At 37.8% G+C, this 24,186-nt stretch carries 29 protein-coding genes; 17 read left to right on the top strand and 12 right to left on the bottom strand.

The annotated features are described in order from the left end of the window. Nucleotides 1-112 precede the first annotated feature (112 nt). Nucleotides 113-829 carry a BlaB/IND/MUS family subclass B1 metallo-beta-lactamase gene (gene bla, locus E0W68_RS03370; protein ID WP_135218005.1) on the top strand — a complete coding sequence of 239 codons (717 nt, stop codon included), beginning with the start codon at nt 113-115 and terminating at the stop codon, nt 827-829. Here the strand turns inward: bla and E0W68_RS03365 are convergent. The 5 genes from E0W68_RS03365 to recF form a co-directional block, all read right to left on the bottom strand. After that, nucleotides 826-1,401, bottom strand: a complete 576-nt coding sequence (locus E0W68_RS03365) for an RNA polymerase sigma factor (RefSeq protein ID WP_135218004.1) — start codon at nt 1,399-1,401, stop codon at nt 826-828. The two genes, bla and E0W68_RS03365, sit on opposite strands and share 4 nt — an antisense overlap. Next, entirely contained in the window at nt 1,392-2,498 is a 1,107-nt protein-coding gene (locus E0W68_RS03360) for a glycosyltransferase (protein ID WP_135218003.1), read from the bottom strand. Before E0W68_RS03360 ends, E0W68_RS03365 begins: the two co-directional genes overlap by 10 nt. A 69-nt stretch (nt 2,499-2,567) precedes the next feature. Continuing rightward, on the bottom strand, nt 2,568-3,581 hold the full coding sequence (gene murB, locus E0W68_RS03355; protein WP_135218002.1) for a UDP-N-acetylmuramate dehydrogenase: 1,014 nt from the start codon (nt 3,579-3,581) through the stop codon (nt 2,568-2,570). Between the two features lie 34 nt (nt 3,582-3,615). Further along, complete coding sequence (locus tag E0W68_RS03350; protein WP_135218001.1) at nt 3,616-4,287, bottom strand: DUF2461 domain-containing protein; 672 nt, start codon at nt 4,285-4,287, stop codon at nt 3,616-3,618. 48 nt (nt 4,288-4,335) lie between these two features. Next, nucleotides 4,336-5,415: a DNA replication/repair protein RecF gene (gene recF, locus E0W68_RS03345; RefSeq protein ID WP_135218000.1), complete on the bottom strand. Its 1,080-nt coding sequence runs from the start codon at nt 5,413-5,415 to the stop codon at nt 4,336-4,338. Between the two features lie 144 nt (nt 5,416-5,559). On the opposite strand from recF, the gene E0W68_RS03340 reads away from it, so the two are divergent. The 3 genes from E0W68_RS03340 to E0W68_RS03330 all read left to right on the top strand — a co-directional run bounded on the left by E0W68_RS03340 (nt 5,560) and on the right by E0W68_RS03330 (nt 8,342). Then, nucleotides 5,560-6,339: a tetratricopeptide repeat protein gene (locus E0W68_RS03340; protein WP_135217999.1), complete on the top strand. Its 780-nt coding sequence runs from the start codon at nt 5,560-5,562 to the stop codon at nt 6,337-6,339. 1 nt (nt 6,340) lies between these two features. After that, a complete protein-coding gene (gene ribH / locus E0W68_RS03335) occupies nt 6,341-6,832 on the top strand; it encodes a 6,7-dimethyl-8-ribityllumazine synthase (RefSeq protein WP_135217998.1) in 492 nt (163 codons plus the stop codon). A 166-nt stretch (nt 6,833-6,998) separates the two neighbouring features. Further along, nucleotides 6,999-8,342 carry a DUF389 domain-containing protein gene (locus E0W68_RS03330; protein ID WP_135217997.1) on the top strand — a complete coding sequence of 448 codons (1,344 nt, stop codon included), beginning with the start codon at nt 6,999-7,001 and terminating at the stop codon, nt 8,340-8,342. Here the strand turns inward: E0W68_RS03330 and nhaA are convergent. Beyond that, nucleotides 8,339-9,538: a Na+/H+ antiporter NhaA gene (nhaA, locus tag E0W68_RS03325; RefSeq protein ID WP_135217996.1), complete on the bottom strand. Its 1,200-nt coding sequence runs from the start codon at nt 9,536-9,538 to the stop codon at nt 8,339-8,341. The two genes, E0W68_RS03330 and nhaA, sit on opposite strands and share 4 nt — an antisense overlap. Nucleotides 9,539-9,680: 142 nt before the next feature. Between nhaA and E0W68_RS03320 the strand changes: the two genes are divergently transcribed. After that, entirely contained in the window at nt 9,681-10,133 is a 453-nt protein-coding gene (locus E0W68_RS03320) for a GNAT family N-acetyltransferase (protein WP_135217995.1), read from the top strand. Continuing rightward, a complete protein-coding gene (locus E0W68_RS03315; protein ID WP_135217994.1) occupies nt 10,133-11,233 on the top strand; it encodes an alanine racemase in 1,101 nt (366 codons plus the stop codon). The genes E0W68_RS03320 and E0W68_RS03315 overlap by 1 nt, the downstream gene beginning before the upstream one ends. Here E0W68_RS03315 and E0W68_RS03310 read toward each other — a convergent pair. Continuing rightward, complete coding sequence (locus E0W68_RS03310; RefSeq protein ID WP_135217993.1) at nt 11,223-12,806, bottom strand: SulP family inorganic anion transporter; 1,584 nt, start codon at nt 12,804-12,806, stop codon at nt 11,223-11,225. The genes E0W68_RS03315 and E0W68_RS03310 overlap by 11 nt on opposite strands. Before the next feature lie 260 nt (nt 12,807-13,066). On the opposite strand from E0W68_RS03310, the gene E0W68_RS03305 reads away from it, so the two are divergent. The 6 genes from E0W68_RS03305 to arsB are packed head-to-tail and all read left to right on the top strand — an operon-like array spanning nt 13,067 to nt 16,996. Beyond that, a complete protein-coding gene (locus E0W68_RS03305) occupies nt 13,067-13,399 on the top strand; it encodes an ArsR/SmtB family transcription factor (RefSeq protein WP_135217992.1) in 333 nt (110 codons plus the stop codon). Nucleotides 13,400-13,417: 18 nt separating this feature from the next. Then, nucleotides 13,418-13,894 carry a DUF6428 family protein gene (locus E0W68_RS03300; RefSeq protein ID WP_135217991.1) on the top strand — a complete coding sequence of 159 codons (477 nt, stop codon included), beginning with the start codon at nt 13,418-13,420 and terminating at the stop codon, nt 13,892-13,894. 29 nt (nt 13,895-13,923) lie between these two features. Beyond that, nucleotides 13,924-14,340 carry an arsenate reductase ArsC gene (locus E0W68_RS03295; RefSeq protein ID WP_135217990.1) on the top strand — a complete coding sequence of 139 codons (417 nt, stop codon included), beginning with the start codon at nt 13,924-13,926 and terminating at the stop codon, nt 14,338-14,340. A 16-nt stretch (nt 14,341-14,356) separates the two neighbouring features. Then, the gene (locus tag E0W68_RS03290; RefSeq protein WP_135217989.1) at nt 14,357-14,806 is read left to right on the top strand and encodes a DoxX family protein; all 450 of its coding nucleotides are present in this window, start codon (nt 14,357-14,359) and stop codon (nt 14,804-14,806) included. Then, a complete protein-coding gene (gene chrA, locus E0W68_RS03285; protein WP_135217988.1) occupies nt 14,784-15,899 on the top strand; it encodes a chromate efflux transporter in 1,116 nt (371 codons plus the stop codon). Before E0W68_RS03290 ends, chrA begins: the two co-directional genes overlap by 23 nt. A gap of 8 nt (nt 15,900-15,907) precedes the next feature. Further along, nucleotides 15,908-16,996, top strand: a complete 1,089-nt coding sequence (gene arsB, locus E0W68_RS03280; RefSeq protein ID WP_135217987.1) for an ACR3 family arsenite efflux transporter — start codon at nt 15,908-15,910, stop codon at nt 16,994-16,996. A gap of 15 nt (nt 16,997-17,011) precedes the next feature. Here the strand turns inward: arsB and E0W68_RS03275 are convergent, their stop codons facing one another. The 3 genes from E0W68_RS03275 to dnaA are packed head-to-tail and all read right to left on the bottom strand — an operon-like array spanning nt 17,012 to nt 19,619. After that, a complete protein-coding gene (locus tag E0W68_RS03275; RefSeq protein ID WP_135217986.1) occupies nt 17,012-17,728 on the bottom strand; it encodes an SAM-dependent methyltransferase in 717 nt (238 codons plus the stop codon). Beyond that, nucleotides 17,725-18,192 carry a low molecular weight protein-tyrosine-phosphatase gene (locus E0W68_RS03270; RefSeq protein WP_135217985.1) on the bottom strand — a complete coding sequence of 156 codons (468 nt, stop codon included), beginning with the start codon at nt 18,190-18,192 and terminating at the stop codon, nt 17,725-17,727. Before E0W68_RS03270 ends, E0W68_RS03275 begins: the two co-directional genes overlap by 4 nt. Further along, on the bottom strand, nt 18,192-19,619 hold the full coding sequence (dnaA, locus tag E0W68_RS03265; RefSeq protein ID WP_135217984.1) for a chromosomal replication initiator protein DnaA: 1,428 nt from the start codon (nt 19,617-19,619) through the stop codon (nt 18,192-18,194). Before dnaA ends, E0W68_RS03270 begins: the two co-directional genes overlap by 1 nt. A gap of 188 nt (nt 19,620-19,807) precedes the next feature. On the opposite strand from dnaA, the gene E0W68_RS03260 reads away from it, so the two are divergent. Beyond that, nucleotides 19,808-20,206 (top strand): acyl-CoA thioesterase, encoded by a 399-nt coding sequence (locus E0W68_RS03260; RefSeq protein ID WP_135217983.1) that lies wholly within the window; start codon nt 19,808-19,810, stop codon nt 20,204-20,206. 21 nt (nt 20,207-20,227) lie between these two features. On the opposite strand, the gene E0W68_RS03255 is transcribed toward E0W68_RS03260, so the two are convergent. Continuing rightward, entirely contained in the window at nt 20,228-20,827 is a 600-nt protein-coding gene (locus E0W68_RS03255) for an IMPACT family protein (protein WP_135217982.1), read from the bottom strand. A gap of 91 nt (nt 20,828-20,918) precedes the next feature. Between E0W68_RS03255 and E0W68_RS03250 the strand changes: the two genes are divergently transcribed. Both E0W68_RS03250 and E0W68_RS03245 read left to right on the top strand, forming a co-directional pair. Beyond that, on the top strand, nt 20,919-21,242 hold the full coding sequence (locus E0W68_RS03250) for a hypothetical protein (protein ID WP_135217981.1): 324 nt from the start codon (nt 20,919-20,921) through the stop codon (nt 21,240-21,242). Between the two features lie 44 nt (nt 21,243-21,286). Further along, nucleotides 21,287-21,733 (top strand): hypothetical protein, encoded by a 447-nt coding sequence (locus E0W68_RS03245; RefSeq protein ID WP_135217980.1) that lies wholly within the window; start codon nt 21,287-21,289, stop codon nt 21,731-21,733. 1 nt (nt 21,734) lies between these two features. Here E0W68_RS03245 and ribD read toward each other — a convergent pair whose 3' ends face one another. After that, nucleotides 21,735-22,778, bottom strand: a complete 1,044-nt coding sequence (gene ribD, locus E0W68_RS03240) for a bifunctional diaminohydroxyphosphoribosylaminopyrimidine deaminase/5-amino-6-(5-phosphoribosylamino)uracil reductase RibD (protein ID WP_135217979.1) — start codon at nt 22,776-22,778, stop codon at nt 21,735-21,737. 56 nt (nt 22,779-22,834) lie between these two features. Here ribD and E0W68_RS03235 point away from each other — a divergent pair, with 56 nt between their 5' ends. Both E0W68_RS03235 and prmC read left to right on the top strand, forming a co-directional pair. After that, nucleotides 22,835-23,326: a GNAT family N-acetyltransferase gene (locus E0W68_RS03235; RefSeq protein ID WP_135217978.1), complete on the top strand. Its 492-nt coding sequence runs from the start codon at nt 22,835-22,837 to the stop codon at nt 23,324-23,326. A gap of 3 nt (nt 23,327-23,329) precedes the next feature. Beyond that, nucleotides 23,330-24,175 (top strand): peptide chain release factor N(5)-glutamine methyltransferase, encoded by an 846-nt coding sequence (gene prmC, locus E0W68_RS03230; RefSeq protein WP_135217977.1) that lies wholly within the window; start codon nt 23,330-23,332, stop codon nt 24,173-24,175. The last annotated feature ends 11 nt before the right edge of the window (nt 24,176-24,186 follow it).

Here is a 24,186-nt window from a genome sequence, read left to right as displayed (position 1 = left end):
TGCTACTAAAACGTTGTAGTTGATTCATTTATTGTAGGTAAAATCATAAATGTTCATGAATTTTTAAAGTTTTGATTTAGTGAAAAAGTTTACTTTTGAAAAAATTATAAAGATGAAATATCTACTATCCCTTTTGTTATGGGTTACGGGTGTACATGCCCAGCATTCTAAGCTGAAAATAAATCATCTGTCGGGCAATATTTATATATATACTACTTATAAACTCTTTTCGGGAAGCCTTTTCCCTTCCAACAGTTTATATATGGTAACAGATGACGGGGTAGTGCTGATTGATACACCCTGGGATGAGGCACAGTTCGAGCCCCTGCTGGACAGTATTAAAAAGAGGCATAGTAAAAATGTGGTACTTTGCATTGTCACACATTATCATGACGATAGGACGGCGGGGTTAGAATTTTTCAGGAAAAGGGGTATAGCAACCTATTCCTCTAAACCAACCTATGATTTGTGCGCCGAGTATAAGGAGAAGCAGGCGGCGCATTATTTTACAAAAGATACCACCTTTACCGTAGGAGGGTATAAAATAGATACATTTTATCCCGGAGAGGGGCACACAAAAGATAATATTACCGTATGGTTTGCAAAAGATAAAGTGCTGTATGGCGGGTGCCTGGTAAAGAGTGTTGAAAACAACAGCCTGGGGTATATAGGCGATGCCAACCTTGAGGCGTGGGATGATACTATTGAAACCCTGCTTGAGAAATATCCGCGTATAGCGTATGTGATACCCGGGCACTTTGGGTGGAGCAAAGGGAGAAAATCATTAAAGCATACCATTAAGTTACTGCGAAAGCATGAGGAAGACTAACAGTCTTCTTTTTTATTTTTGATAATTTCTGAAAGCAATTTTTTGGCTCTCAGCAGTTTTACCTTGATGTTATTAAGAGGTTCGCCCAACTGCTCGGCTATTTCCTGATAAGTTAGCTCTTGAAAATACCTGAGTTGTATTACTTCCTGATACTGCGGTTTCAGTTTTTTGATACATTCTAACAGGCGGGAAAGGTTTTGCTCCTGTATCAGCTCATCTTCTGCCGAGAGGGAGTCGTCGGCAATATTATAGGCTTGCCTGTCATCATCTTCGTTGATATCTATAAAAAGAGAAGATTTTTTTTTACGAAGCATATCGATATGTGCATTTTTGGCAATGGCAATCAACCAGGTATTAAAGGCATAATCAGGATTGTAGGTTGCAATTCTGTCGAAAGCTTTTGCAAAAGTTTCAATAACAATATCTTCAGTATCGGTTTCATTTTGGGTACGTTTCAGCATAAAGCCATACACCTCGTTCCAAAAGAAATCGAGCAGAAATGTAAAGGCAACCTGGTCGCCTTTTTGGGCTTTTTCTATGTTGCTTCGTATAAGCTGCGAATTTATTTCCAATGTACCGGTTTTGAAAACATATTGGTAAAGAAAACATTAATCTTTGTGAAGGTAATAATTATTTCTATAATGGGAAACCAGTATATTACATCTTTTTCTTTAAGTTTTGCGGCACTGTACCCAATAGTTACCCAGCTTGCAAGATAACGCAGCGCAATAACGGGCACTGTAAACCTCCAGTCGTATTGAAGTGATAGTAACAGTATTGCCAGTATAAAGAATAAAACCTGTGTTATGGTATAAACCCTTAGTTGCAATTTATCGGAAGTACTGAAAAACGCAGTGGTATAATCGTGTCTGCGTTTTTGGGCAAACCAGTCTTTAAAGGTTTTTTTAGCCTCGCAATAGGTAAAACTTTCGGGTGAATAACATACCGTAGTATTTTTTGGTGTTGCCGCCTGGTTGATAAACAAAGCATCTTCTCCCGTACGGATATTCATGTGGTCTATAAACCCGTTTACTTTAAAAAACTCTTCGCGCTTGTAGGCAAGGTTTCTGCCTTCGCCGGTATAAGGCTTACCCAGTTTTGCCCAGGCAAAGTATTGGGTTGCCATAAGCATTGTATCAAACCGTATAATTTTATTAAGGAAAGAGTTTTTTACTTTTTCGTAACCGCCATAGCCGAGCACTATAGTTTTGTTCAGCGTAAAGTGCGAACTCATTTGCGTAATCCAGTCGGTAGTGGCGGGGTAGCAGTCAGCATCCGTAAAAAGCAGGTATTCTTTGCTTGCAGCCTTTATTCCCAGTGTAAGGGCATATTTTTTATTACCCCAAAAGGCTTCGTTGTTTTCTACCTTTACAAGTTTTACATTGCTGTACTGCTTTTCAAATTCTTCGAAAATGTCAAGGGTATCGTCAGCAGAGGCGTCATCAATTAACACAATTTCAAAATCAGGATAGTTTTGTGCAGCCAGCAGCGGCACAAACTGCTTTACTTTTTCAGCTTCATTTTTAGCACATACTATTACCGAAATTGGAATTTTTTTTGGTGTTGCAGGCTTAGATTTGGCAAAAGCAAATTTCCCGAATATAGCTAAGTAATACACCAGTTGTACTATACTGACACCAACAAACACATAAAAAATAATGGTTACCATATAGGCTTTTCCTCTTTGAATTGTAACGACAAATTTACGCTCAATTATTAATTTGTACTATAAAAACTTTTAAATAATATTAACCTCTGCATCTATGTTGATACCAAAGTTTTTATAAACAGTGTCCTGTATGTTTTTGGATAGTGCTAAAAGTTCCTGCCCTGTGGCAGTACCATAATTAACCAATACCAATGCCTGCTTAGTGTGTACACCGGCATCGCCAAAACGTTTTCCTTTAAAACCGCTTTGCTCTATCAGCCAGCCGGCAGGTACTTTCACTTCGGTATCCGATAGTATATAGTGCGGCATTAGCGGATGTTGTGCATAAATTTTTTCAAAATCTACTTTGGGTAGTATTGGGTTTTTAAAGAAACTGCCGCTGTTACCCAGTTCTTTAGGGTTGGGGAGCTTGCTTTGCCTTATGGCTATCACGGCATTGCTCACATCTTTAATAGTGGGCACTATTATACCTTTATCAATTAATTTATCAGTGATATCGCCGTAAGCTGTATTTATTTTATGATTGGTTTTGGTAAGCCTGAATGTTACCGAAGTGATGATATACTTGCCTTTTAGCCTGTTTTTAAAAACACTTTCGCGATAGCCAAATTCGCATTCTTCTTTAGTAAAAGTTACAAGCTCTTGTGTGGCAATATCCATAGCTTGGCACGAAACAAAAGTATCTTTTATCTCTGTACCATAAGCCCCGATATTCTGGATGGGGGTAGTGCCTACATTGCCGGGTATCAGCGAAAGATTTTCCAGCCCGCCATAGTTATTATCAATACAATGCAACACAAACTCATGCCAGTTTTCGCCCGCCATAGCTTCTATATGTGCATAGTCGCCCTCTTCTTTTACAACTCTTTTACCTTTTATATCAATATGGATAACCAGTGCATCAATATCCTGTGTCAGCAGCATATTGCTGCCTCCGCCCAGTATAAAAAGTTTTTTTCCCGTGTTTTCTTTAAGTACTTCGACAAGTTCTTCGGTGGTGTGCACCGCTATAAATTCTTTAGCAAAGGCACTAATGCCAAATGTATTATATGCTTTTAGCGGATAGTGTGTAAGTATCTCCATCAGGTAATTTTTGCAATGCCGCAAAAGTAAAGTTTTATTCGGTAGTTAACGCACGGTTTATAAATTCGACTAAAGGTTTTAATACAAGGAGTTTTTTGGAAGTATTTTCTACAAAATTTTTATCCGTAAGTTCCTTATCATCCATTTTTGCGCTTGCCGTAAAACTTTTTAACTTTAAGAATTCTATAGCAGGATGGTCTTTGTCATAGTCCTTTGGCGATGTTTTCAGGCTGTTATTTTCATCACGATCCAGTGTGCCATATATTTTTTTAAAGTTTTTATCTTCAACTATATTTTCTAAGTCTTCATAAAACCCTGCTATTTCTCTGCGCATTTTTTTTAGGTCGTTCGAGTCAGGATAATGAATGCCTCCGGCTATAAAACTTGCTCCTTTTTCGATATGTATATAGTAGCCGCCCAAGTTGGTGTTTTTGCTTCCTGCCGACATCCAGATGCCCAGATTGGTTTTGTACGGCGATTTATCTTTAGAAAAACGTATATCGCGGTTTATACGGAAAGAGCAATCTTTAAATTCAAGATTTTTTAAAGACTCATCGCCTTTGCTCATTTCGGCTATAAAAGCCTCAACGGTATTTTTATAGGCTTTTTTATAATCGGCATAACGGTCTTGGTGTGCCTGAAACCAATCACGATGGTTATTTTCTTTCAGGTCTTCGAGGAAATCAAATACTTGTTGTGACAGCATGGTTGCAAATTTTATTTAAAAATAAATATTTAATCTTAATATACTCACTCAAAAATTAAAAATCTTATAGCTCTGATGGGTAGCTTTTACTATTTCTTCGGTACGCTCGGGGTGTGTATCAGTTATAAATATTTGTCCAAAGGTTTTATCGTTTATCATTTGCACTATTTTGGCTACGCGGGTTTCGTCGAGCTTATCAAAAATGTCATCAAACAGCAGTATAGGCAACATACCGCTTTGTTTTTTTATAAATTCAAACTGTGCCAGCTTTAGGGCAATAAGAAACGATTTTTGCTGCCCCTGCGAGCCAAATTTTTTTATGGGATGCTCATCAATCTCGAATGAAAGATCATCTTTATGTATGCCTACACCGGTATATTGCAATACGCGGTCGCGTTGCAGGTTTTCATCTAATAATATTGCAAGGCTTTGTTCGTGCAGTTGACTTTGATACACTAAGTTCACATTTTCTGCCTGCCCTGTGATGGTTTCATGATGATGGTTAAAAATAGGAATAAAGCTTTCTAAAAATTTTTTACGTTTTTCAAAAATCCCCTGTCCCAATCCATTCAACTGTTCATTATATATACTGAGTGTATCCTTATCAAAAGTATGATTTAAAGCAAAATATTTTAACAGGGCATTGCGTTGCGAGAGTACTTTTTGGTAATTGATGAGCTGTTGCAGGTAAGCAGCATCCAGTTGAGAAATTACACTGTCTATAAACTTACGGCGGGTTTCGCTACCCTCTACAATAAGGTCGTTATCAGATGGAGATATTATTACCAATGGTATGAACCCTATATGTTCTGAAAATTTATCATAAGGCTTACCATTGCGTTTCAATACTTTTTTTTGACCTTTTTTCAGGCTGCACACTATATTTTCCGTCCTGTCGCCCTTTTCGAAAGCACTGTCTATTACAAAAAAATCCTCGCCGTGCCTTATGTTTTGTACGGCCAACGGGTTAAAATAGCTCTTGCCGTATGCCAAATGATAGATGGCATCGAGCACATTTGTTTTGCCTACACCGTTTTTTCCGACAAAACAGTTTATCTTAGCGTCAAATTCATAATCTGACTCGGCAATGTTCTTATAATTGAGTATTGATAAATTCTTTAAGTACATTTGAAAAATGGCTTCTGATTGTGAGAACCTTGCTAAATTGGGAGTGTTTTTTAAAGAACGTGCAAATTATCGAAAAATAACGACAAAAAGATATTTTAATTTTCAATAAAAATTTTATTTTTGCGGCTCACTAAAATAATATAAATGGCAACTTATAACAAAAGAGGATATAAAGCTCCGAAACCGAAAGATGTAAATGAGGCGGAACCTACAGAACAAGATTTTGATGGGCACAGCACAACAGCTGAAGTTTTTGATACGTTAGACCAAGGTGCATCAAAAACGGAAGAATGGTTTGAAAAGAACCAAAAAATTATCTTTACTCTGGTAGGTACCATAGCAGTTATAGCAATCGGTTATATGTTATACAGCAAGTTTTTGGTTGAACCTAAAGAAGAAGAAGCTGCCAACGAAATGTTTCAGGCAGAACAGTACTTTGCAGAAGCTGTTGATACACAAACTGCAAAAGACTCATTATACAACCTTGCTCTTAACGGAGGCGAAGGTAAACTGGGCTTTTTAGGAATTATAGAAAACTATTCGGGTACTGATGCTGCCAACCTTGCGCATTACTACTCAGGAATGGCTTACCTGAATACAGGTAAATATCTTGAAGCCGTAAAACAGTTTGATGAATTCAGTACAGATGATGATGTATTAAAAGCAATGGCTATAGGTGCTACAGGAGATGCTTTTGCACAATTGGGACAAAACGAAGACGCTCTTGAATATTATGTGAAAGCTGCAAATGCAAGTAAAAATGAGCTTACTACACCGCGTTTTCTTTTTAAAGCCGGAGAAGCTGCACTGGCACTTGATAAAAAATCGGAAGCGCATAAACATTTCAAAGAAATTAAAGACAACTACAGTACATCGCAAGAAGGTGTTAGTATAGATGCCTATGTTGCAATGACAGAGGAATAGTATGGCAACAGCAAATAAAAATTTATCACAATACGATAAAAACACAATCCCAAGCGCGAAAGGTTTTCGGTTTGGGATTGTTGTTTCAGAATGGAACAGTAACATTACCTATGGGCTTTATAATGGCGCGCTGCAAGCATTATTGGAAAATGATGTTAACGAAGCCGATATAACCCGATGGGACGTGCCGGGCAGTTTTGAGCTTATTTACGGCTGCAAACGCATGATACAAACACAAAAGGTTGACGCTGTTATTGCCATAGGCAGTGTAATACAGGGTGAAACCAAACATTTTGATTTTGTGTGCGAAGGTGTGGCACAAGGTATTAAAGACCTGAATGTACAAACCGATGTACCTGTTATTTTTTGCGTGCTTACAGATAATAACTTACAGCAGGCTATAGACAGGAGCGGGGGAGTACACGGCAACAAAGGTACAGAGGCTGCCATAGCTGCCATAAAAATGGCTTACCTGAGGCAACAAACAGCATAAATAAAAGGCTTTTAATTATAAAAACCCTTTCCCGCTTCAGGGGAGAGGGTTTTGTTTTAATGTTAAAAGCATAAAATATTTTACTACTACTGTTACATAATAGTTGTAGCTGTCTTATAATTTTCTATTTTTATGACAATATAGTTTTTTATAGCTCAAATTATACATGAATAAACTTACATCGTTATTTAACCTTCACGATGGTGAAGACGACAGAGAAAAGGTCTTTGAAAGCGTAAAGAGAAATATTAGTTATAAAGGGGCAAACCTATGGATATTGGCTTGCGCCATCCTTATAGCTTCTGTAGGGCTCAATGTAAATTCTACCGCAGTAATTATCGGGGCAATGTTAATATCACCCCTTATGGGACCTATTGTGGGGGCAGGCTTTGCACTTGGCGTGTATGATTTTGACTTGCTGCGAAAATCGCTGATGAACTTGCTAACTTCTACAGCGGTAAGTTTAACAATATCTACGCTCTATTTTTTTTTGAGCCCCTTTAAAGACGTGCAGTCAGAACTACTGGCACGAACCTCTCCCAATATATATGATATCCTGATAGCTTTTTTTGGGGGTATAGTAGGAGTTATTGCCGTTACCCGTACCGAGAAAGGTAACCCGATACCCGGTGTGGCAATAGCCACAGCATTAATGCCACCCCTGTGTACGGCAGGCTATGGCTTGGCAACCATGCAATGGTCATACTTTTTAGGTGCTTTTTATTTATACTGCATTAATTGTGTATTTATAGGTATATCCACATTTCTTATTGTTAAATATCTCAATTACGCCCCTAAACAGCACGTTGACCATCGCCAGCAAAAACAGGTGCGAACTATTATAACTATACTTATTGTAGTTATGATAGTCCCCAGCAGTTATCTTGCCTATTCGTTATACAGAGAGCAACAGTTTAAAAATAATACCAACATATTTATAGAAAGCCATTTTACAAATAAGGGATGTACGGTAGTGTATAAAAAAACCAGTTATAAGCCAAAAGTTATAGAGCTTGCTTTTCTTTCTACCCGTTTTGAGAAAAACCAGATAGACAACTTTCAGAAGGAGATAAACGAAAATAAATACCTGAGGGGTGCAGAGCTTATAATAAGACAAGATACTACTGACAGGCTAAGTGTGCTAAAGGGGGATATACTTAACGAAATAAAAAGCAGCAAAAATGAGGTGAGCCGAAAAGACCTTCGCATATTGCAGCTTGAAAATGAGATAGTCAAGAATACTTTTGATAGCAAAAAGATGCTGAAAGAGGCTCGCGCCATATTTCCTGCCATAACATCATTATCGGTTTCTAATCATAGTATGGCAACCGAAAAAGACAGTACCGTAACTGTTACCGCAGTAATATATGAAAGCAATAAAGACTTACAGATAGAGGACAGCGAAAAACTCACTAACTGGCTTAATGAGCGATTGTCAGTAAAAAATGTAGCAATTTTCAGGCGAAAGCAAACTATACCTGTGCCACCTGAAAAGTCAAAGAAAAATTAAACAATAGTTGCCTCTTTTTTCTTAGTTTTCTTTTTGTTATAAATATTTAAAAGCAAGTAACCGCAAATACCTGAAATTATAGATGCTATTAATATAGCAAATTTCGCTTCTTTTTGGTAAAATATATCATCAAACGATAGTAAAGCTATAAATATAGACATGGTAAAACCAATACCGCCCAAAAGACCAAGCCCGAGAACATGAGTCCAATTAGCCCCTACCGGGAGCTGCGCTATTTTTAACTTGACCGATAACCATGACATCAGGAATATACCTACCGGTTTTCCTAAAAACAATCCTAATATAATACCTAAACCCAAGTTACTGTTCAGCCCTTCAATCATGCCGTCCTCAAAAGTAATATTGGTATTCGCTATTGCAAATATGGGCATTATCAAAAAGTTGACAGGTTTGGCAAGCATATGTTCCAGTTTTTCCAATGGCGATTCGGTAGCATCAGGAGTTGTAGGTAATGTAAGGGCGGTAAGTACCCCTGCAATGGTAGCGTGTATGCCCGAGTGGTGTATTAAATACCACATAACCATACCCGGAATAATATAAAAAGCAATATGTTTTACCTTCATGCGGTTAAATACAATAAGTAACAGGAAAATACCTCCTGCATACATAAGGTAAGTAAGATCCAAGTGGTTTGAGTAAAATATAGCAATAACCAGTATAGCAATCAGGTCATCTACAATAGCAAGTGCTGCGAGGAATATCTTTATACCCGCTGGTACTCTATTACCTAACAGGGAAAGAATACCCAATGCAAAGGCAATATCGGTAGCCATAGGGATACCCCAGCCATGTACGGTATCAGGTTCGGAAAAGTTGAATGAAGTATATATAAGTGCCGGTATTGCTACACCGCCTATAGCGGCAAGTACAGGCAATGAGGCTTGCCGTAATGAGGAAAGCTCGCCTTCTACTATTTCCCTTTTTATTTCCAGTCCTACCAACAGGAAAAAGATAGCCATAAGCCCATCATTTATCCATAATATTACCGGATAGCGCAACTGTATAGATGCGCTGCTGTAACCTACCTGAGAGCTTAGAAAATTAGTAAAATCGTCTGCTAAGCTAGTATTTGCGATAGTAAGAGAAATTACCACACAAATAAGGAGGATAATACCCCCTGCCGATGAAGAACTGAAAAATTCCTTAAACGTTTTGAGATTGATTAATTTTGCCATGGCACAAAAATACAAAATCCAAATATTTCCAGCCTTTAATTTTAACAGGTATAATCTCATTTAAGGAGATTTTAACAGTTATATTTTTTTATTAGCTTTTGAAAGGGTTAACTTGCATTTTTTGTGAAATTAAACCTTAAAAATGATAAAAATTCAAAAATATTCCCCAAAAGAGCCAATGCTTATTGAAGAGCAGGAAAATGTTGTTAACTTTTTATTTAAAAGCCTTGAGGAATATGGAGACCCTAAAAGCGACATTAATAAGTGTGTAAACTATGCCATGAACAAGCTCGATGACAGAGAAACGGGCGGGATGGTACTGGTAGCAACCCTTGAAGAAAAAATTGTGGGCGCAGTTATACTAAATGATACCGGTATGGGCGGGTATATACCCGAAAATATACTGGTATATATAGCAACTGATGCGAATTACAGAGGGCAGGGGATAGGTAAAAAACTAATGCGTGAAGCTATTGATAGTGTTAACGGAGATATTGCCCTGCATGTAGAACCTGAAAACCCCGCAAAAAAACTATATGAAAGTCTTGGTTTTACTAATAAATATCTCGAAATGAGATTTAAACAAACAAAATAATGGCTTTTATAACACTGAATGCAGTTAAGCTAAAAAGCAATTTCGACTATTTAAATAATTTTTTTAAAGAGCACGATATTGATTGGTCTGTAGTAACAAAAATATTGTGCGGTAACAGGCTGTATTTGGCAGAGCTTTTAAAAATGGGTATAAGTCAGTACTCCGACTCGCGGATAAGTAACCTTAAGGTGATTAAAACCATAGATAAAAACGCACAAACTATTTACATTAAACCTCCCGCAAAGGGGGTGATACCGGAAGTTATAGAATATGCCGATATTAGTATGAATACTGATTTCCGCACTATAAAAATGCTTTCTGAAGAAGCGCAGAAACAAGGCGTAACTCACAAAATTATTATAATGATAGACCTTGGCGAACTGCGCGAAGGGGTAATGCGCGAAGACTTTGTAGATTTTTACTCGCGGGTTTTCGAGATGAAAAATATCGAAATTATAGGTTTGGGAACCAATCTTTCCTGCCTGTACGGAATATTGCCTAATAATGACAAGCTAATACAGCTTAGTTTATACAAACAACTTGTTGAGGTTAAGTTTAATGTAAAAATTCCGTTTATATCGGGAGGTTCGTCAGTAACAATACCTTTGGTATCTCAAGGGCTCATTCCAAAAGGAATAAATCATTTTCGTGTAGGCGAAACGTTGTTTATGGGTACAGATGTATATAACAGCAACAAGTTTGAAAACATGGAAAATGATATTTTTAAACTGTATGCCGAAATCATTGAGCTTTATGAAAAACCCATAGTACCTATGGGGGAGCTGGGTACAAACTTAGAAGGCGAAACCTATAGTTTTGAAGAGAAAGATTATGGTAAAACAACCATACGAGCCATTATTGATATAGGTTTGCTGGATATAGACATGAAGCATTTAGACCCGACTGACACAAAAATAAAATATTCAGGTGCTACATCAGATATGGTGGTGCTGGACTTGGGCGAAAATAAAAATAAATATAAAGTAGGCGATTTGATAGAGTTTACAATGGATTACATGGGTATTGTAAGAATAATGAACTCAAAGTATATCGAAAAGCGTATTATAAATGTAGAAACCAAATCGGCTGCTACGGCTTAACTTTATTAGTTACCACTTTATAAGTAGGATCTTCCATAATATTTACATCAATTATTGCTTCAGCATTTTTTAACAGGTTAATACAGTCTTTGCTTAAATGTTGTAAATGGACTGTTTTACCTTGTTTTGCATACCTGTGTGTTACTGCATTAAGTGCTTCAATAGCAGACATATCGGCAACCCTACTTTCTTTAAAATCAATTACAATAACCTCAGGGTCTGCCAATACATCAAATTTTTCTGCAAAACCCTGTATTGAACCAAAAAATAAAGGACCAAATATTTCATAATGCTTTACACCGTTTTCATCTATATACTTGCGGGCACGTATGCGTTTTGCATTTTCCCAGGCATAGGCAAGGGCAGATAGTACGACACCTATTAATACTGCAATTGCCAGGTTATGGGTAACAACAGTTATAAGTGTTACTAACACCATTACTATAACATCTGTTACCGGCATTTTCCTGAAAGTGCGTAGACTCGCCCATTCAAAAGTACCTATAGCCACCATAAACATAAGCCCCACAAGTGCTGCCATAGGTAACATCTCTATGAGGCTTGAGCCGAACATAATAAATATAAGCAATACTACTGCCGCCACAATACCTGAAAGGCGTGCTCTTGCACCTGCCGAAATATTAATAAGGCTTTGCCCAAGCATTGCACACCCCCCCATGCCCGATAAGAATCCGGAGGCTATATTTGCAGCACCTTGCGCCACACATTCTTTATTAGTACGACCACGTGTTTCCGTAATCTCATCAATCAGGTTTAATGACAACAGGCTTTCTATTAACCCTACTCCAGCCATAATTGCAGCATAAGGAAGTATTATTGTAATTGTTTGCCAATTAAAGGGTATTTGAGGGATTGATAACGGAGGGAAGCCCCCTTTAATGCTTTCTCCCTCATTTAGTGTGTCTGCTACTGTTGTTGTATCAATTCCAAAACCAATAACAATTCCGGCAACAACTAAAATTGCTACAAGGGAAGAAGGTACAGCTTTAGTTAGTTTAGGTAAACCCCATATAATTACCATAGTTAAAATTACAAGCCCAAGCATTTTTGTAAATTCATTCCATTCTAATAATATACCCGTACCCCTTTCATAAAAATTAGGGAACTGAGCCATAAATATTATCAGAGCAAGCCCATTTACAAATCCAAACATTACAGGGTGGGGTACAAGGCGTATAAATTTACCGAGGCGCAGTACTCCTGCAAGAATTTGTATTGTACCAGCGAAAATGACGGTAGCAAATACATATTGTAAAATGGTACTGTCTTCAATTCCCGGAAAAGCGGTTCTCAATTCCAGTATAAGTCCTAAAAATATTACCGCTACAGCACCTGTAGCCCCCGATATCATGCCGGGTCGCCCACCAAGTATAGCAGTTACCAGCCCCATTACAAAAGCAGCATAAAGCCCCGTTAAGGGCGAAAATCCCGCAATCATTGCAAATGCTATGGCTTCGGGTACTAAGGCAATAGCTACTGTAAGCCCTGATAGTATTTCGGTTTTATAATCTACTTTTTGTTTCAGGTCAAATAAATTAAATAGTTGTTTCATATAGGATATGTATAAATAGGATGCTATCTATTAAAATATAAATAACGATATGTAAATAATGATGTAATTAAATAAAAAGAAAGTTTGATTTACAGGCTGTAAATCAGGGCGGAGTAAGCTTTATAAAATGAGTGGTACTTTTCATAAGGCGCAAAAATAGCTATAAGTTTTATAGTGGCAAATATGATTATAAAAAAGTTTTGAATTTTTTTTGTTGGTATTTTCTTTTATCGTAATATTGCAATATAATAATACAAATTATGGGAGTTACAAAATCAGAGATGTTTACGCAAGCCCAAAATGAACTTGCTGTGCTTGCAAAAGCATTAGGTCATCCGGCACGTATAGCTATTATAGAATATCTGCTAAAGGTAAATGCTTGTATATGTGGCGATATAGTAGGAGAGTTGCCCTTGGCGCAACCCACAGTATCCCAGCATTTAAAAGAGTTAAAAAATGCAGGGCTTATAAAAGGAAATATAGAGGGTACTGCTATTTGCTATTGTATAGATGAAGAGGGTTTTGGTAAAATAAAATCGTTTTTTGATTACGTGCAAAATACATTGACAGAAAAAAAAGAAAAATGTTGTTAAATTTAAAACTATATACAAATGAAACTATCAGAAATAAAAGAGTATTTGAAATCAGCCGAAGCAGTAAACTTCAAATTAAGTGACGGCAGTTATGTGCCGGAACATTTTCACGTTACCGAAGTAGGGGAAGTAAACAAAAAGTTTATCGACTGTGGCGGTACGGTGCGCGAAGAAACTGTGGTTAATTTCCAGTTATGGGATGCAAACGATTTTGAACACCGCTTAAAACCGGCAAAATTGCTTAACATAATTGAGTTGTCTGAACGGGTATTGAATATAGCAGATAATGAGATAGAAGTAGAATATCAGGGCGATACCATAGGTAAATACAGTTTGGGTTATGACGGGAAAGACTTTTTGCTTATGGCAATGCAAACCGCTTGTCTTGCTTCAGACAGTTGTGGCATACCAAAAGAAAAGCTAAAGGTAACACTTGGTAGTTTAAGCACAACTGAAGAAACAACAGGATGTACTCCGGGTGGCGGATGTTGTTAATACTTACCAATAATTAATAATATACAGTAATGAAAAAAATTTTAGTGTTGTGTACAGGCAATAGTTGCCGTAGCCAAATTGCCGAAGGGTATTTAAAACATTTTGCAGGCGATAAAGCCGAAGTGTACAGTGCAGGTATCGAAACACATGGGGTAAACCCTAAAGCTATTGCAGTGATGAGTGAAGACGGTATCGATATTTCGAACCATACTTCTAATAACGTTGATGAGTATAAGGGTATTGACTTCGATTATGTGATAACTGTATGCGATAACGCTAAGGAAAACTGCCCTTACTTCCCCTCGCAGGCAGAGAAGTTTCACTACAACTTTCCTGACCCGGCAAAAGCCCAGGGAACTCCTGATGAGGTAATGGAGGAGTTCCGAAAAGTGAGAGGTATGATAAAAAGCTATGCAGATAAATTTGTGAAAGAGTATATTAAATAATTCAGAAGTATAATTCATGTATTTCAAAACTTTTTTTAAAACTGACAGTTCACACACAACAATATTAATCCGATTTCTTGTAGGGTTAGTATTCCTTTCTGAAGGAATACAAAAGTTTGTATTACCGGATATCAGGGGAGCAGGGCGTTTTGAAAAGATAGGACTGCCTGATCCGGAATTTTTAGGTAACCTTGTGGGTGGTTTTGAAATAGTATGTGGATTTTTACTCCTAATAGGTTTGCTTACCCGTTTTGCAGCCATACCGCTGATTATAATTATGATAGTTGCTATTAGTGTAACCAAAACAGAAGTATATATTAATGAGGGCTTTTGGGAGTTGTTGCATGGCAGCCGTACAGACTGGGCAATGCTGTTAGGAAGCATTTTCTTAGCGATAAAAGGCGGAGGAAAATGGTCGGCAGACAGAGCATTCACTTTAACCGATGCTTATGGAGGCAAATCTTAAAGAGGTACTTTTTTTATTTACCAGGCTTGGAGTTACTGCCTTTGGAGGTTCGGCTGCGCATATTGCAATGATGCGTCACGAAGTGGTAAAACAGCGCCAATGGATGGATGATGCCTCTTTTCTTGACTTGATGGGGGCAACTAATCTTATCCCCGGACCTAACAGCACAGAGCTTGCAATACACTTAGGAAAAGAAAGAGCAGGATGGAAAGGACTTATTACAGCAGGCTTTTTTTTTATTTTTCCTGCGGTACTCATTACCTGTATTTTTGCATGGCTTTATAAAGAATATGGCAGCCTGCCTTATGTAAAGCCTTTTATTTATGGCATAAAACCTGCTGTAATAGCAGTAATACTTATGGCTGTATTTCCTATGGGTAGGGCAGCTCTTAAAAATAAAGTACTTGCTTTTTTAGCTATAGCGGTAGTTATACTGGCTTTATCAGGATATCATGAAATCATATTGCTTTTTGGCTCCGGGCTTGTATATATGGTATATGTATATACAAAGCGTAACAGGCAAAATTTAAATAGTTTTTTTCCTGCACTCTTTGCCGGTTCCTATCATACTGTAACAAATACTGATTTGTTCCTCATATTTTTAAAAATAGGCTCTGTTTTATATGGCAGTGGTTATGTGCTATTTGCTTTTATTGATACGGAATTAGTCGCTACAGGTATTCTTTCGCGCCAACAACTTATTGATGCTATAGCAGTAGGTCAGTTTACGCCAGGACCTGTTTTTTCATCAGTAACATTTATTGGTTATCAGGTAAACGGTTTTTCAGGTGCGTTAGTCGCCACTGTAGGAGTGTTTTTACCCTCATTTATTTTTGTTGCATTGCTCAACAGTATTATGGGGAAACTAAAAAGGTCAGAATTATTTGCTTCTTTTCTCGATGCTGTCAACGTGGCTTCTGTAGCGGTTATTGCTGCAGTGTGCTGGTTTATGGGGCAGGAAAGTATTATAAACTGGCAAACTGCTGTTATAGCTTTGTCGAGTTTAATTTTTTTAATTTTCTATCCTAAACTTAATACGGCATTTATAGTGCTGTACGGATCTATTTTAGGCTATTTTTTAACTTTAATGTAAAATATAATATGAGCATTACTAACTGTACTCCTGCAGCAGCACGTAAAAAACTGAGTTTTCTTGACCGTTACCTTACCCTCTGGATATTTCTTGCCATGGCATTAGGTATCAGTAGCGGCTATTTTTCCGATAACGCAGGAAATTTTATCAATTCCTTTTCCAGTGGCACTACCAACATACCTTTGGCAGCAGGACTCATTATTATGATGTATCCGCCATTGGCAAAAGTGCGTTATGAAACTATCGGAAAAGTATTTAAAAATACCAAGGTACTCGGAGCATCGCTGTTACTCAATTGGGTTATAGGACCTATACTGATGTTTGCTTTGGCACTATTATTTTTAAAAGACAATCCTGAATATATGTCGGGGCTGATACTGATAGGTATTGCCCGTTGTATTGCAATGGTTATAGTTTGGAATGAACTTGCCGAAGGGAACAGGGAATATGCTGCGGGGCTGGTAGCACTCAACAGTATTTTTCAGGTGTTGCTTTATAGTGTATATGCCTATGTGTTTATTACCGTATTGCCTCCGCTTTTTGGTATTGAAGGGCTTACCGTTGCTATTACTATGGGGCAAATTGCCGAGAGTGTCCTTATATATTTAGGCATTCCGTTTTTTGCAGGGATTGTATCGCGCTATGGGTTAATTAAATTGAAAGGAGAGCAGTGGTATAATGAAAAGTACATTCCGTTTATATCGCCGTTTACACTAATAGCTTTGCTATTTACCATAGTACTCATGTTTAGCCTTAAAGGTAAGTTAATAGTAGAAATTCCTCTGGATGTAGTGCGTATAGCCATACCACTTGCCATATATTTTGCCCTGATGTTTGTTATCAGTTTTATAATGGGTAAAAGAATGGGGGCAGACTATTCGCAGTCGGCAGCCATATCATTTACGGCAGCAGGTAATAATTTTGAGTTGGCAATCGCCGTAGCTATTGGCGTGTTCGGTATCAACAGCGGACAGGCTTTTGCGGGCGTAATAGGTCCTTTGGTAGAAGTGCCTGCTTTGATAGCTTTAGTCAATTTAGCTTTTTGGATAAGGAGAAAATATTTCAGTAAAGAAGAGTCTAAGAATCTTAGTGCCTAAGCATCTCGGCTTCTATTAAAATTTATGAATAATAAAAATACACGGCCTGTTATGCAGGTCTATTTTTTCTTTATTCCATTGCGCTACGGTTTTGGTTTTAATATACTCGGTAGGCAAAGTAATATCAGCAGCTATACACAGGTGTGTAGATGGTTGCAGCGCATTCAAAATATCTTCCAGCAGCTTGTTATTACGATAAGGCGTTTCTATAAACAGTTGCGACTGGTTTTTGCTGTGCGAAAGTTGTTCAAAATTTCTCAGCGCATTTTTCTTCTCGCCTTTCTCAATGGGTAAGTAACCATTAAAAGCAAAGCTCTGCCCGTTCATACCGCTTGCCATTATAGCCAGTAGTATAGACGATGGTCCTACTAAGGGTACAACCTGTATGCCTTTTTCGTGCGCTATTTTTACAATAGCAGCACCGGGATCGGCAACGCCGGGACATCCTGCCTCGCTCATAAGCCCTACATTTTTACCTTCAAGACACGGTTGTATAAAATCGTAATGTTCCGATGGTTCAGTACGCTTATTCAGGGTAAACAGTTTCAGGTTCGGTTGTTCTTTTGTGGGGAGTATCGCTTTTATAAACCGACGCGCTGTTTTTTCATTCTCAACAATATAATAATCTATAAATTCTACGGAGCGTGCCACGGTATCAGGCAATACCGCTGTCGGTTCTGCATCCGGTCCTAATGGTACGGGTAATAAGTATAGTTTACCTATGGTTGTCATGAGTGTGTTTTTAACAAGTTATCGGCAACAATAGTACAAGCTTCGTCAAGCATATCATATACGTTATAAAAACCATCATCTCCGCCGAAGTAAGGGTCGGGTACCTCTATGTTTTCTCCAGGATACAGGGCATCCATCATTAGTCTTACCTTTTCTTTGGCAGTTGTATTTGGAGCAAGTTTTACTACATTATTATAGTTGGAGGCATCCATTACATAAATGTAGTCAAACTTGTCAAAGTCTGAAGTTTTAATTTGTCTTGCCCTTTGCTGTGTAATGTCTAATCCACGATTTCTTGCAGTAGCAACAGAGCGTTTGTCGGGTTGTTGCCCTGCATGCCAATCGCCTGTACCTGCCGAATCGACAATGAATTTTTCTTTAGGGAGTTTGGATTGCAGTATGCCTTCTGCCAACGGAGATCGGCAAATGTTGCCAAGGCATACCATTAAAATCTTAACGGGCATTATATAGATAGTTTTTTGTTGATGTCATCAACAAATTTTCTGAATTGTTTATCGGTTGATACTAAGTTATCTACTGTTTTACACGCATGGAGTACCGTAGCATGGTCACGATCGCCTATTTGCGAACCGATGTTTGCCAGTGACGATTTGGTATATTTTTTTGCAAAAAACATGGCAAGCTGCCTTGCCTGTACCACGTGGCGTTTTCGGGTTTTAGATTGCAATGTATCTACATCAAGCTGGAAATAATCGGAAACTACTTTTTGTATGTAATCTATAGATATCTCACGCTTTATGTTTTTTACAAATTTTTCTACTACCTGCTTGGCAAGGTCTATAGTTACTTCGCGGTGATTGAAAGACGATTGCGCTATAAGCGAAATAATAGCCCCTTCCAGCTCGCGAACGTTACTTTTTATATTCTTTGCCACATACTCTACAATATCATCGGGTATCTCTACACCATCTCTAAACAGTATGTTATTTAGTATCGATATTCTGGTTTCATAATCAGGCTGATGCAATTCGGCTGAAAGCCCCCATTTAAAACGAGACAGCAGTCGTTGCTCTATATCCTGCATATCTACAGGAGCTTTGTCAGACGTAAGTATTACCTGTTTGCCATTTTGGTGCAGGTGGTTAAAGATGTGGAAAAATACATCCTGTGTGCCTGTTTTACCTGATAGAAATTGTACATCATCTATAATCAGCACATCGATAAGCTGATAGAAATGAATAAAATCATTTCGGGTATTACGCTTAACGGAGTCGATATATTGTTGTGTAAATATCTCAGCAGAAATGTAAAGCACCGTTTTATCGGGGTACTTGTCTTTTATCTCTACCCCTATGGCATGGGCAAGGTGGGTTTTACCCAAACCTACGCCTCCAAATATAAGTAGTGGGTTGAACGATGTTCCGCCGGGTTTGTTGGCTACAGCCATACCTGCCGATCGGGCTAATCGGTTAGAGTCGCCTTCAAAAAAATTATCAAAACTGTAATTCGCATTAAGCTGCGATTCTATTTTAAGATTCCTTATACCCGGTATAATAAAAGGGTTTTTCAGTTCCGGATTTTTATTCTGTAACGGAACATCTACCTCCTGTGGTTTTACGGGAGAACGATGGGCACTTGGCAATTGCTCCGTAAAGGGCTGTTTGTTGCCGTAAGTGTTTTCCATTTTAATTTTATAGAGTAACTTCGCGCTCGTTCCAAGTTCTTTTGTTAGTGCAACTTTTAAAAGTTTTACGTAATGCTCCTCCAGCCATTCATAAAAGAATTTGCTGGGTACTTGTATATACAACGCGTTGTCAGTAAGCTCAACAGCACGTATCGGTTCGAACCAAGTTTTGTATGCTTGCTCCTGAATATTGTCCTTTATGAAAAGAAGACAGTTTTCCCATACCGATTGCGCAGTTTTAGTCATAAATCCTGATAATTAAACTTTTTATAATAGATGTCTTACAAAAGGAACGATAGAGAGCCGTTCCAATTCGGGAGAACAAATATGTGAACAAAATTTTTTAAAAAAAAACTTTAGTGTATTGATTTTTTTAAAAAAAAATCGTAAGTCTTATTTAAGAAAAATTAAGATAAAATTAACGTTATAAAAATATGAAAAATTTTCAAATTCAAGTAAGAGTACGCTATGCAGAAACCGATCAAATGGGCGTAGTGTATCATGGTAATTATGCACAATATTTTGAAATGGGAAGGGTGGAATGGCTTAGAAATCTGGGACTTAGTTATCGTTTTATGGAGGAAGCCGGAATTATGCTCCCGGTTGTTAGCTTAACGTTAAATTTTAAAAAACCTGCACGGTATGACGATCTCTTAACAATAAAAACCATCTTTAAAAAGCAAGAGTCAGTTAAGATAGAATTTGATTACGAAATCTATAATGAAAGTGATGAGTTATTAACAACGGGCAACTCAGTTTTGGTGTTTGTAGATATGAAAACAGGACGCCCTGTAGTACCCCCGGATTATGTAAAAGAGAAGCTTATTTTTTAAATATTCACTAAAAAAGGAAACTTATTTAATGTCTATTTCATATAAATTAGTAAATGCCTCAAGTACCATTGGGGCATTTTGTTTTCGAGTACTCACTACTATTTCGCAATCCATTTCCATTTTTTGCGCTATAATATCCAGATTTTTTTCCTTAATAACCCGCATTACCTTATTCATGTTTTGATAACTAAATTTCAGCGTGTAATGTACATCAATTGTTTTTTCAATAATATCAGAAGCTTCAAGTGCCATTTGCGCCGAAGTTTTATAAGCTGATATAAGACCCCCTACGCCGAGCTTTACCCCGCCAAAGTAACGAACTACCACTATAAGCACATTAGTCACCTCAAACGACTGTATTTGCCCGTAAATGGGCATACCTGCCGAATTGTTGGGTTCTCCATCGTCATTTGCACGGTAGTGTACATCTTCTACCCCTATTTGGTAGGCATAACACCAGTGGCGCGCCGAGTGGTGTTTTTTGCGTAGCTCTTCCAGTATTGTTTTTACCTCATCTTCGGTAGTAACAGGAAAAGCATAGCCGAAAAACTTACTGTTTTTTTCTTTAAACAGCGTTTCTTCGCCTGTGGCGGCAAGAGTTTTATACGTATCGTTTTCCATGAGTGCTGCAAAGGTATTTTTTTGGATACTTATATGCAAAACCCTTATCTTTATATCTCAAATTTAATATCTTCAAATCTTGATCTGATTTATGGAAAAGGTAAATAATACTGAAAGCTGCTTTATGCTGGATGTTTCATTTAGCGATATGATTGTTTTCGAATCAGAACTTATTAAAAATGATATTTGGTTTAAAGTTGATGAAAATGAGATTTTTAGCGAGGAGTATATCAGGAAATATGTGTTTTTAAAAACAAACAGTAAACAGATAAGTAAAATAGTTCAGGACAATAATATACAGAGAAGCTCGACTACTTTAAATGGAAAAGCAACAAAAATATTTTTATTGGCGTGCTGTTTTGTAGCTGGAATTATGTTGAGTATAATACTTATTGATTATTTTTTTAATAAATAAAATTTAAACAGGATTTGTATAATTTAAAGAATATAAACATTACCATGAAAACAACAATTAAAACTTTACTGGTACTAATAACTTGTTTTACACTTGTCAATTGCAATAAGAAACAAGAAGAGCCAAAAGAAAAATATTGCGGTATAGAAATTACAGGTTTTGAAGTTATGGACTTAAAAACCATTCGTAATAAAGGTTATACCTATACTGATGAAGATAAATCCCTTGCCGGCGATATGATGGATGCCGTAAATAAAATGTTGGGCAAGGAAGATGCCGTTAAGTTCTCTTACATTATGAAAGATGCTAACACCATAGCTATGTATGTTATAGGACCGGATGACCAGGCGGAGGTAGAAAAAATAAGCTGCTTTTTATTAAAAGAAGATTTTGACGGCAGGTTACCTAAAGAGAGAAAATTATTGTTTTATACCGATGACCACAATACACTTGTTGCAGCTATAAAGAGCAAAAAAGAAAAGACTGAATAATTTAACTGTTTTTATAAATTAACAACTCATCATTTACTATCATTTGCTTTTTGATGATTGTACCTTGTATCGATGGGGCCTCAGTACCTTCTCCAAAAGAGGCAGTACCTTTAAAAACGCGAGCTTCATCCCACAGGTTGGCAGTTATAAAAGTTTGAAGGGTCTTTTGCCCTCCCTCAATAATAACCGATTGCAGATTATGCTTGTAGAGTATATCGCTTATAGTTTGAGCAAGATTATCATCAAAAGAAATAGTTTCGTATAGTAAATTTTCACTACTTGCTAAATCGGTTTGCTCTGTTAAAAATACAGATTTTACTTTACCGTTTTTAACGGCATAGTCACTGCCTATTCGGTTAGTTCTGTCCAATATTATCCTTACAGGTCTTATACCTGCCCAGTCGCGTACATCCAGTTGCGGGTTATCGTCAATAACCGTTTGTGTACCTACCAGTATTGCCATTTCCTCACTACGCCATTTATGCACCAGTTGTCGCGAATAGGGGTTGGTTATCCACACCGGCTTTTTACTGTCTTTCGTTTTTGGGCTTAAATAACCGTCGGCACTTTCTGCCCATTTCAATATAATGTAAGGTCGCTTCTTTTCATGAAAAGTAAAAAAACGTCGGTTAAATTCCCGGCATTCTTTTTCTAAAACACCTACGGTAACATTTTTACCCGCTTCGCGCAGTTTGCGTATTCCGTTGCCCGCTACCTTCTCGTGTGGGTCTGTCGTACCAATAACAATGTCAGGTATCTGCTGTTGTATAATCAAGTCGCAGCATGGCGGTGTTTTACCATAATGGCTGCATGGCTCGAGGCTTACATATAACGTAGCCTCACGTATGAGATGCCTGTCTTGGGGCTTTAACGAGTTAATGCAGTTTACCTCGCCATGCGCTCCGCCGTATGGCGAAGTATAGCCTTCGCCAATAATACGGTTATTGTGTACCAGTACCGCACCAACCGAAGGGTTGGGCATGGCTGCCCTTAGCCCGTTAGCAGCAAGTTCCAGGCAACGTCGCATGTATAGTTCGTGAGTCATTGATATTTACAAAAGTGTAAAGTTACAAAATCCGCAAATAGTAGTAGTTTTGTTCTATGAATACATTAATAAGAAAAATTGAGCCTGCCGATGATACTGCCATAGCAAAGGTAATACGTCAGGTGCTTATTGAACATAATGTGCCCAAAGTAGGCACAGCCTATGCCGATGCTTCGTTGGACTGTATGTATAAAACCTACAATCAAAAAAGCTCCGTATATTTTGTGGTAGAGCAGGAGGGAACTATTATTGGCGGAGCCGGTATTGCACCGCTGGAAAACGGGGCTGTTGATACCTGTGAGTTACAAAAAATGTACTTTTTGGAAGAAGCAAGAGGATTTGGTATTGGAGCCAAGATGATGGAGCGTTGCCTGGAAAGCGCACGTAATTTTGGTTTTGCAAACTGCTACCTCGAAACGATGCCCTATATGCTGGCTGCGCAAAAGCTGTATAAAAAATATGGTTTTGAGTACCTTGATGCTCCTATGGGTAACACAGGGCATAGCTCCTGCCCGGTGTGGATGTTGAAAAAATTAGCAAACGATTAAAAAATGAAACTAAAAGCATATAGAGCTAATTTTTTAGAGCAACTTACTCCACTATTTGACAGTATGGAGGCAGAGCGTTTTTTTACCATTACCCTCGAAAACCTGAAAGGTTGGCAACGTGTTGACCTTGCCCTGAATCCTGATGCTGAGTTGACCGCCGATGAGGTTGCAAAATGGGATGTTGTTTTACATGCACTAAAAAAGCAAAAGCCCATACAGTATATTTTTGGTACAGCTCATTTTTACGGACTGGAACTAAAGGTAAATGAAAGCACGCTTATACCCCGACCTGAAACCGAAGAACTGGTAGAGTGGATAATAAAAGAGAATACCGATAAAGGCAAAATAAACATACTGGATATTGGTACAGGTAGTGGTTGCATTGCTATAGCACTGGCTAAAAACCTGCCCAATGCAACGGTATATGCCATAGATGTTTCTGCGGAAGCGTTGAAGGTAGCACAGGAAAATGCCAAAGCCAATAATACCAATGTTACATTTTGGCAAAAAGATATTCTAACTACTGAGGAATTGCCTCAACAATTTGATGTTATAGTTTCCAATCCGCCGTATGTGCGCCATCTGGAAAAGCAGGAAATAAAAAGTAATGTGCTGGACTACGAACCGCACCTTGCGCTTTTTGTAGAAGATAATGACCCATTATTGTTTTACAAAAAAATAGCAGTATTAGCAAAAAAAAGCCTTACAACAAACGGAAAATTATACTTTGAAATCAATCAATATTTAGGTAAGGAAACCGCCCATATGTTGGAGGAGTACCATTATAAAAATGTTGAGATAAGAAAAGACCTGTATGGTAACAACAGGATGATAGGAGCTGTTTTATAAGTTACTTTTAA

The organism is Flavobacterium salilacus subsp. salilacus (assembly GCF_004634195.1).
Taxonomy (GTDB): Bacteria; Bacteroidota; Bacteroidia; order Flavobacteriales; family Flavobacteriaceae; genus Flavobacterium; species Flavobacterium salilacus.
This window is presented reverse-complemented; position numbering and strand designations above follow the sequence as displayed.